At 69.8% G+C, this 8329-nt stretch carries 9 protein-coding genes; 6 read left to right on the plus strand and 3 right to left on the minus strand.

All coding sequences use genetic code 11. From position 1 onward, the window contains the following. Nucleotides 1-42: 42 nt before the first annotated feature. Genes VM681_04290 through VM681_04315 form a run of 6 tightly spaced genes read left to right on the plus strand, consistent with a single transcriptional unit; the run spans nucleotide 43 to nucleotide 5417 of the window. Nucleotides 43-438 carry a translation initiation factor IF-5A gene (locus VM681_04290; protein HVL87216.1) on the plus strand — a complete coding sequence of 132 codons (396 nt, stop codon included), beginning with the start codon at nucleotides 43-45 and terminating at the stop codon, nucleotides 436-438. Nucleotides 439-445: 7 nt separating this feature from the next. Continuing rightward, the gene (gene speB, locus VM681_04295) at nucleotides 446-1411 is read left to right on the plus strand and encodes an agmatinase (GenBank protein ID HVL87217.1); all 966 of its coding nucleotides are present in this window, start codon (nucleotides 446-448) and stop codon (nucleotides 1409-1411) included. Nucleotides 1412-1415: 4 nt separating this feature from the next. Then, nucleotides 1416-2228 (plus strand): orotidine-5'-phosphate decarboxylase, encoded by an 813-nt coding sequence (pyrF, locus tag VM681_04300; GenBank protein ID HVL87218.1) that lies wholly within the window; start codon nucleotides 1416-1418, stop codon nucleotides 2226-2228. Nucleotides 2229-2285: 57 nt separating this feature from the next. Beyond that, on the plus strand, nucleotides 2286-4013 hold the full coding sequence (locus VM681_04305) for a hypothetical protein (GenBank protein ID HVL87219.1): 1728 nt from the start codon (nucleotides 2286-2288) through the stop codon (nucleotides 4011-4013). A 52-nt stretch (nucleotides 4014-4065) separates the two neighbouring features. Next, nucleotides 4066-4506, plus strand: a complete 441-nt coding sequence (locus VM681_04310; GenBank protein ID HVL87220.1) for a metal-dependent transcriptional regulator — start codon at nucleotides 4066-4068, stop codon at nucleotides 4504-4506. After that, entirely contained in the window at nucleotides 4488-5417 is a 930-nt protein-coding gene (locus tag VM681_04315; GenBank protein ID HVL87221.1) for a cysteine synthase family protein, read from the plus strand. Before VM681_04310 ends, VM681_04315 begins: the two co-directional genes overlap by 19 nt. Before the next feature lie 187 nt (nucleotides 5418-5604). Here VM681_04315 and VM681_04320 read toward each other — a convergent pair whose 3' ends face one another. The 3 genes from VM681_04320 to VM681_04330 all read right to left on the minus strand — a co-directional run. Next, the gene (locus VM681_04320) at nucleotides 5605-6453 is read right to left on the minus strand and encodes a diadenylate cyclase (GenBank protein ID HVL87222.1); all 849 of its coding nucleotides are present in this window, start codon (nucleotides 6451-6453) and stop codon (nucleotides 5605-5607) included. Between the two features lie 44 nt (nucleotides 6454-6497). Beyond that, complete coding sequence (locus VM681_04325) at nucleotides 6498-7280, minus strand: hypothetical protein (GenBank protein HVL87223.1); 783 nt, start codon at nucleotides 7278-7280, stop codon at nucleotides 6498-6500. A gap of 82 nt (nucleotides 7281-7362) precedes the next feature. Further along, nucleotides 7363-8329, minus strand: a 967-nt coding sequence (locus VM681_04330) for an aconitase/3-isopropylmalate dehydratase large subunit family protein (GenBank protein HVL87224.1), incomplete at its 5' end; no start/stop codon positions are given.

The following is an 8329-nucleotide window of genomic DNA, read 5'->3' on the forward strand; positions in this document are numbered from 1 at the left end:
CCCCGCTAGACTTATCTACCTTACCTCTTGTTCCGGCTTCCAATGTCCACGACCCAGCAGGAAGTCCGCGAGTTGAAGGAAGGCCGCTACATGGTCGTGGACGAAGAGCCCTGCCGCATCCTCTCCATCGACCACTCGAAGCCCGGCAAGCACGGCGCGGCCAAGGCCCGCATCGAGGTCGTCGGCCTGTTCTCGAAGAAGCGCGCCTCGTACATCGGCAGCGTGACGGACAAGGTCCAGGTTCCGCTCATCGACAAGCGCACCGCGCAGGTGATCGCGCTCATGGGCGACAACGTGCAGCTCATGGACATGCAGACCTACGAGACCTTCGAGCTTCCCGCCCCCGAGGACGACGAGGGCGAGAAGGTGAGCCTCGAGCCGGGCAAGGAGATCATGTACATCGAAGCCATGGGCCGACGCAAGATCATGCGCATCTGAGGTCCCGATGACCGCTTCCCCCGCGCCGTCCCCCGCTCCCGGCCGCGCGCGCACGTGGCCCGACGAGCTCGCCTACGCCAAGGCCGGGTTCCCCGACGCGCGCTTTGTCGTGGCCGGCGTGCCCTTCGACGCGGCGGCCTCGTTCCGCTTCGGCGCGGCCGAGGGCCCCGCGGCCATCCGCCACGCGAGCCACAACCTCGAGACGTTCAACCTGCGAAACGGCGTCGACCTCGACGACGTGCCCGTGCACGACATGGGCAACGTGGACCTCGACGAGAAGACGCCGCCCGCCGAGATGGTCCGGCGCGTGGCCGACGTCACCGGAAAGATCGTGGCGGCCGACAAGTTCCCGATCCTCCTGGGGGGCGACCACGGCGCGACGCCCGCGGCTTTCCCCGCCCTCAAACGCCGCTACCCGAACCTCGGCTGCATCCTCGTCGACGCGCATCTGTCCTATCGCGACGCGTACGAGGGCATCAAGGAGAGCCACGCCTGCACGGCCCGGCGGGTCGCCGAGGTCGTGGGGCCCGAACGCCTGGCGATCGTGGGCGCCCGCAGCTCCGGCAAGGAGGAATGGCAGCAGGCGCGCCGGGACGGGCTTCGGTTCTTCACGACCTTCGACGTCCAGTACCAGGGCATGAGCCGCGTGCTCGCGCAAGCCGCGCAGGCCATTGGCGACGGGCCCGTCTACCTTTCGGTGGACGTCGACGCGATGGACCCTGCTCACGCGCCGGCAACGGGCACGCCCGAGCCCTATGGGCTTGCGCCCCACGACGTGCTGGCCGCCATCCAGCGCTTCGCCCCGCGCATGGTGGGCTTCGACATCATGGAGGTGAGCCCGCCCCACGACGCGGGCACCACGGCCGGGCTCGCCTCGCGGCTCGTGCTGGAGGCCGTCACGGAGGTCTGGGTCCGCCGCTTCCGGCCGCAGGATCTGCCCGGCGACGTGCCCAAGTCCGTCGGAAGGACGTGATCGGATGGATTTCCTCGCGCGGCTGCGCGCCGCGGCGCAGGCGAACCGCTCCTGGGTCTGCGTGGGCCTGGACCCCGATTCGGCGCGCATGCCGGGCCTGGGGGACGCCGATTCGGTCCTGCGGTTCAACCGCAGCGTCATCGAATCGACCCAGGACCTCGTGTGCGCCTACAAGGTGAACAGCGCCTACTACGAGGCGCTCGGATCCCGCGGCTTCGAGGTCATGCGCAAGACGCGCGAGTCCGTGCCGGAGGGCATTCCCGTGATCCTCGACGCCAAGCGCGGCGACGTGCCGCACACGGCCGAACGCTACGCGGCGGCGGCCTTCGACCAGCTCGGCTACGACGCCATCACCGCGCAGCCGTACCTCGGGCTTGACGCGCTCGTCCCCTTCCTTGTCCGGCCCGACCGCGGGTGCTTCGTCCTCGTGCGCACGACAAACCCGAGCGCAGCCGAGATCCAGGATACGAAGGTCTCCGGCGAGCCGCTGTACGTCCATCTTGCCGGCAAGGTCGCGGAGTGGTCGCGTCAGTACCCGAACCTCGGCGTCGTGGCGGGGGCGACCGTGACCGCCGAGCTTGGCGAGGTTCGCCGCACGATCGGGGAGGACCTTCCGATCCTCGTGCCCGGCGTGGGCGCGCAAGGCGGCGACGCGACGGAGGCGGCCCGCGCGGGCGGAAACGCGCGCGGCGAGCTTGCGATCGTGACCGCCTCGCGAAGCGTCATCTACGCGGGATCTCCGGAGAACGTCCGGGCCGCCTGCCTTCGCCTGCGGGAAGACGTGGCGCGGGGCGCGCCCGGCGGCTCGGCCTCGTAGACCATTGGGCTAGGACGCGCCCACAAAGCTCATCTTCCCCCGCGCAGCCCGGGTGCCATGCGCCGCATCGTCCCCACCGTGGGCTGCGCCTTGATCCTTGTCCTTTCGGGCTGCATCGGCCAGCCTCGCGCGGACGACCCCGTCGAGCCCAGCCTCCTGCCGCCGATCCTTGACCTTCCCCTCTTCGAGGGCGAGCGCCTCAAGGTGGACGTGCGCGTGCCCGTCGTCCTGCTGGGCTTCCCCGAGGACGTCGCCAAGGAGCTTGCCGGTCGCCTCGACGCGGAGGCGGTCGACCACAACGTGGGAGAGTTCGTCCAGACCCTGCCGCCCGATCCCGGCGAGCCGCAAGCCCTGCTCCCGCTGCAGTTCCGCACGTTTGACCTGCCCATGTTTCCGACGGCGGTGTTCGACGTGCGCATCGCCGACGCGCAGCTTGCGGCCGACGTGGCCGCGCTCCTGCCGCAACTGCACCTGGGCGACGAGATCGTGGCCGTCTACAACGGCAACGCGTTCGAGGACTTCCTTGCCGAGCGCCTGCCGGCGGCGGGAATCCCCGTCGACCCGACGAACCCGCCGCTCGTGCTCGTGCACCTCGACGGCTTTGGCGTGGGGCTCCACGGCTGGCGCTACGACTACCCGCACGGTTATCTCTCGACGGTGCAGACCTTCGGCGAGCGGCAGCCGCTTCTCGTCGTGGATCCGTCGGCGTCCAAGCTTCGGCCGCCAAACGCGCTCCAATCGACGCTCCAGGGCGTCACCGGCAACAAGCCCAACCCCGCCGCTTCGCGGACGGAGGCGACCGACGTCGACCGCCTCGAACGCATCGTTCGAGAGGCGATGCACTTCCGCATCCTCCAGAGCACGATCTACCCGACCGCGCTCTCCGACTGCCACGCGATCACGCTCATCTACGCCTGGCGCCCGACCAACGTCTCGCCCCTGCTAGGCCTTCGCCACGGGGACGACCTTCTCAACGCCGACGAGCTCAAGCTCGCCTACGAGCACCTCACCGGCGGCACCGTCCACGTGGACGTGAAGAAGCTGCTCCTGCCGGTCGACGACCCCGTCCTCGACGCGCTTGCGCGCGGCGAGTTCGGCACGCTTGAGCTCCAGCGCTACTGGCTCAGCCAAAATTGGGACAAGTACTGGGTGCCGCACGAGGGATGCGAGCCGTACGTGAGCTTCGTGCTGCACGGCGACGTCGCCTCGACGCCCTCGGGGATCATCGGCATCGGCACGTACGACTCAGTGAAGTCCTACCGCATCAGCATCTCGTGGGTGAACGAGGCGCTGCGCCTGGCCTTCGATCCCGCCTCGCCGACGAACCTCTTCGGACACGCAAGCGGCGCCTACAATTGGGTGCAGTTCCTCTTCGCGCACGAGGTCGGCCACACGATCGGCATGCACCACACCTTCCACACGGGCAAGAAGGCCGGCGGCATCCAGAACAACTACTTCGAGGAGGTCTGGAGCGCGATGGGGTATCGGCAGGACGGACGCGTGATCGACTTTGGCGCCGTGGATGCCAACAACTTCCAGCGCAGCCGCGCCGGGTTCCTCTTCCTGGCGGGCCACCACTTGGGCCTCGCCGGTTCGGAGGCCTGGACGAACGCCTTGGAGCAGGCGGCCTCCTACGATTGGCGCTCGGCGGCGCAGACGCTCTGGGCCGCCGTCGCGCCCGCGGCGGAGGCGACAGACGAGGGCGGAAGCGCGTTGCCCTGGCTCCCCGGAGATCTCGTCGTATTCCCGCGGCCCCACGCCGAAGGCGCGCACGCGTGGCGGTAGGCCGGCGAGGGGACCCAACCTTTATCTGCGGCCCGTTCCGTGGCCAGCCGGAATGCCCGCCTGGACGCCCGCGGCCGAGCAAGAGTCCATCGACGAGTACCTCGAGACGCTCTGCCGCATGGGCGACGGCCACGAGCTCGTCAAGACGGGCGACCTTGCGGCGGCGATCGAGACGTCGCCGGCGGCCGTGAGCGAGATGCTGGGCAAGCTCGCGGAACGCGGCTACGTGGAGCACGCGCCCTACAAGGGCGTCCGGCTCACGGACAAGGGCCGCGAGCGCGGCCGCTTCATCCTGCGCAACCACCGCCTCCTCGAGATGTGGCTTCTCTCCGAGCTCAAGCTCGAGCCCCGCCGCGCGCACGAGACGGCCTGCGCCATGGAGCACAGCGTGGTCCCCGAGTTCGACCGCTGGCTGTGCGAGCGCCTGGGCCATCCGCGCCGTAGCGCGAAGGGCAAGGAGATCCCGCGCGGACCGTGCTGCCCCCGGGCGTGAGCATGGACGTTCCGCCGATCCTCGCGCGCATCGGAAACACGCCGCTTATCGAGCTTTGGCGCACGAGTCCGCACGCGCCGCGCGTCCGGATCCTCGCCAAGTGCGAATTCGCGAACCCGAGCGGAAGCGTCAAGGACCGCGCCGCCTGGTGGATGGTGCAGGATGGCCTGCGGTCGGGCGAGCTTTCAAGCGGCCGGGAGATCGTGGAGGCATCCTCGGGAAACACGGGAATCGCGCTTGCCATGATCGGCGCGGTCCTTGGGATCCGCGTGACGATCGTCATGCCCACGATGGCAAGCCACGAGCGCAAGCGCCTTCTTGCCGCCTACGGTGCGCGCCACGTCGCGACGCCGCCGGAGGAGGGGCAGGACGGCGCCATCCTGCGGGCCCGCGAGATGGCGAAGGAGGACCCCGGCCGGTGGTGGTACCCGGACCAATACAGCCACCCGGCCAACGTGCGGGCGCACTACGAATCCACGGGCCCCGAAATCTGGCGCGACACGGGCGGCGGCGCGACGCACCTCGTGTGCGGGCTTGGCACCGGCGGGACCGCGACGGGCACGGGGAGGTTCCTGCGCGAACGCTCGCCCGCCGTGCGCATCGTGGGCGTCGAGCCGGACTCCGGGTTCCACGGCATCGAGGGCTTGAAGCACATGGCCTCGAGCCTACGGCCCGCCGTCTTCGACGAGCGCGTGCTCACGGACCGTGCGACGGTCCGGACGGAGGACGCCTACGAGCACGCACGACGGCTCGCGCGGCAGGAAGGGATCTTCGCCGGACCCTCGAGCGGCGCGGTCCTGGCGGCCAGCCTTCGGCTCGCAGCGTCCCTGCCGCCTTCCGAGCAAGCGACCGTGGTCGCGATCCTGGCGGACGGCGGCCTGCGCTACCTTTCGACGCGCACCTCCGAGTGACCGCCTTTTCCAAAAGGAATCGAACTTGGCGGGCCAGCGGACGAACGCTTCGGCCGCCCGCCGCAAGGCTTAATGGAAAGGCGGGACTAGTCGTTTTTGAGCAGGGGGGACAGTCCTTTTCCTCAAGCCTCCCAAACCCGCTGTCTTTCCTGCTCACCCTTCTTTTCCCGCGGGAACGCCCGCCCGTCTAGAACCTCGCCATGGTGATGACGATGCGGCCGTCCTTGAACACCCGGATCGTCCCCGACGTGGAGACCGTGATCGCCACGGCCTTCGTGATCTTCGTGATGGACGCCGCGGCCAGGTGCCGGCCGCCCAGGCCCGAGGGGAGCTCGATGTCCTTGTCCGTGTCGATGTAGCGGCCCGCCGCCACGACCACGCCGTTCTCGCGCACGATGAAGGCGCCGTCGAGCTGGCTGAACTCCTTGGCCGTCTCCCACACCGCGTCGTCGAGGAGGTTGCGCCGCGCCTCGGCGTGGCCCTCGAAGGGGTTGAGGACGAGGGGCTTGCTGCGCGCCATCACGGCGTCGGAGTCGCCGATGACGAACACGGCGCCCACCTTCGCGCCCTCGCGCCCCTCGCGCGAGAGCTCGCCGGCCAGGCGGAGCATGCGCTCGAGCAGCGGGAGGTCCACGCGCTCCTCGAGCTCCTTTCGGATCGTGGAGAGGTGCGGGTCGCGCGTGGCGTCGAAGAGCACGACCGTGTCCATGGCCTCGCCCAGGCTCGCCAGCACGAGCACGTCCTTTCCGCTCCCAAGGCGGCCCTCGAGGTACGCCTCCATGAGGATGTCGTTCAAGTCCGTGAGCGCGTTGAACCCGGGCCGGAACTCGCGCGCAAAGCGCAGCGTTCCCGTGAGGCGCGGCGCGAACTCGCGGCGCAGCGGCTCGTTTGAGGTGGCAAGGAAGACCGGCACGCGCGTGTGCTTGAGGGCGATCTCGACCACGGAGCGGCGATCCGTGACGAGGAAGAGGATCGACGGGGACAAGCTTCCCGCCAGCGCGTCGTAGGCGGCCAGCAGGGCCTCGGTACGATCCATCGGGCTTGGTAGAACCCATCCGGGTCTTCAAGGTTGCCGGCGCGTCATGGAACGGGGATCACGACGTCCGGGCCGGCAAAGCCCCGCGGCGCACCGGCCTGGCCCACGCGCCATCCGGTGCGCCACTCCTCGTTGAATCCCGGGCGCAGCGTCGTCTCCGCGACGTAGTAGGCGGTGCCCTCGTGCTGGACGTAGTTGGCGTGCGCGCTTGCCCTCGGCAGGAGGCGGGGAGGCTCGTCCAACCCTACGGCGACCTGCATGTGACCTTCGCGGAAGCTCAGAAGACCGATCTGGGGGCGGTACAGCAGCAGCACGACCGGAAGCCCGCCGGCGCGCAGGATGCTCGCCACAAGGACGACAAACGTGTCGCAGTCGCCGGCGCCCTCGACCAGGGTCTCGACGGCCGACCGGGGGGCAAACGTGGAGCGGTACACCGTCTGGTGGGCGACCTGGAGGGCAAGGTTGGCGAAGAGCTCGTCGTCCCCCCGCGCAACCTGCCGCAGCTCTGCGGCCACGGCGCGGATGGCGCCCGAGCGGAGATTCACAAGCTCGGCGTAGGCGGCGTCATCGCCAAGGAGGATGCGTGCCCGCGTCAGGGTGTCCGCGCGTGCCCGCTCGAACGCCTCCACCGGCACCACGACGGAGAAGCTTCCCTCGGCCCCGCGCGTGAAGTCGTACCATTGGATCGTCCGGCGATGCGCCGGCTGGCCGTCGACGGAGGCCAAGGCCAACGGCGCCGCGGCCGGGGACAACACAAGCGCCAGGAAGGCGACGGTCACCCCGATCGCGCCGGCGGCCACCCAAGCCGCCCGCCGCTTGGCCCGCATGCCCCTGCGCTCTGACGAGGAACGTTCTTGGCGGGCGCGCAACCTCCCGTCGGGCGGTTGGCCGGGACCGAAAAGGACGCCTTTATCGGTTCAGGAGCGGGGCAGCCGCCAGGTAGGGTCGTGGATCGGCGACGGCGCCGGCTACGGCGCTTGCCGCCACGGTCGCAGGCGACCCGAGAAACACGCGCGAATCGGGGTCCCCCATGCGCCCTCGGAAGTTCCGGTTGGCGCTTGAGATGGCGACCTCGCCGGCCGCCAGGATGCCTTGGTGCCCTCCCAGGCAAGGTCCGCAGCCGGGTGGCAGGACGGTCGCGCCGGCCGTAAGCAGCGTCTCGATGTAGCCGGCGCGGACCGCTTCCACGTACACGCGACGCGAAGCAGGCGTCACGAGGAACCGCACGCCGGGGGCCACCCGACGCCCGGCGACGACCGCCGCCGCGTCGGCCAAGTCCTCCAGACGCCCGTTCGTGCACGAACCAAGGAAGGCCTGCTGGATGGCCGTTCCGACCGCTTTGCCGACGGGTACGACGTCCGCCGGCGATCCCGGAAGCGAAACCATCGGCTCAAGGGCGCCTGCGTTTACGGTGAGCGACCGCTCGTACCGTGCGCCGGGGTCGGGAAGGAGGGGCTCGAAGGCGCGCTTGGCGCGCGTTTCGAGGAACGAAAGCGTGGCCGCGTCCGGCGGCACGAGCGCGACCTTGGCGCCCATCTCGGCGCCCATGTTGCAAAGCGTCATGCGGCCGTGGATCGGAAGCGCGCGGACGCCCGAACCGTGGTACTCGATCGCGCGGTAGTCGGCCCCGGTGGTCCCAAGCATGCCGTTTACGGCAAGCGTCAAGTCCTTGGGCGTGACGCCAGCCGGGATCCGGCCGTCGACCTCGACGCGAAGGGTCGAAGGAACGCGAAGCCAGATCTCGCCTGTCGCCCATACCCCTGCCATCTCGGTGGCGCCCACGCCGACCCCAAAGGCGCCAAAGGCGCCATAGGTCACGCTGTGGCTGTCGGCGCCGACCACAAGCTCGCCCGGAAGCGCGTAGCCGTTCTCCGAG

Source organism: Candidatus Thermoplasmatota archaeon (assembly GCA_035541015.1).
Lineage (GTDB): Archaea > Thermoplasmatota > SW-10-69-26 > JACQPN01 > JAIVGT01 > DATLFM01.

Bases quoted from the DNA above. Each gene is read 5' to 3' on its own strand.
- pyrF (HVL87218.1), top strand. From the start codon at position 1,416: ATGGATTTCCTCGCGCGGCTGCGCGCCGCGGCGCAGGCGAACCGCTCC.
- VM681_04290 (HVL87216.1), top strand. From the start codon at position 43: ATGTCCACGACCCAGCAGGAAGTCCGCGAGTTGAAGGAAGGCCGCTAC.
- VM681_04310 (HVL87220.1), top strand. From the start codon at position 4,066: ATGCCCGCCTGGACGCCCGCGGCCGAGCAAGAGTCCATCGACGAGTAC.
- VM681_04320 (HVL87222.1), bottom strand. From the start codon at position 6,453: ATGGATCGTACCGAGGCCCTGCTGGCCGCCTACGACGCGCTGGCGGGA.
- VM681_04305 (HVL87219.1), top strand. From the start codon at position 2,286: ATGCGCCGCATCGTCCCCACCGTGGGCTGCGCCTTGATCCTTGTCCTT.
- speB (HVL87217.1), top strand. From the start codon at position 446: ATGACCGCTTCCCCCGCGCCGTCCCCCGCTCCCGGCCGCGCGCGCACG.
- VM681_04325 (HVL87223.1), bottom strand. From the start codon at position 7,280: ATGCGGGCCAAGCGGCGGGCGGCTTGGGTGGCCGCCGGCGCGATCGGG.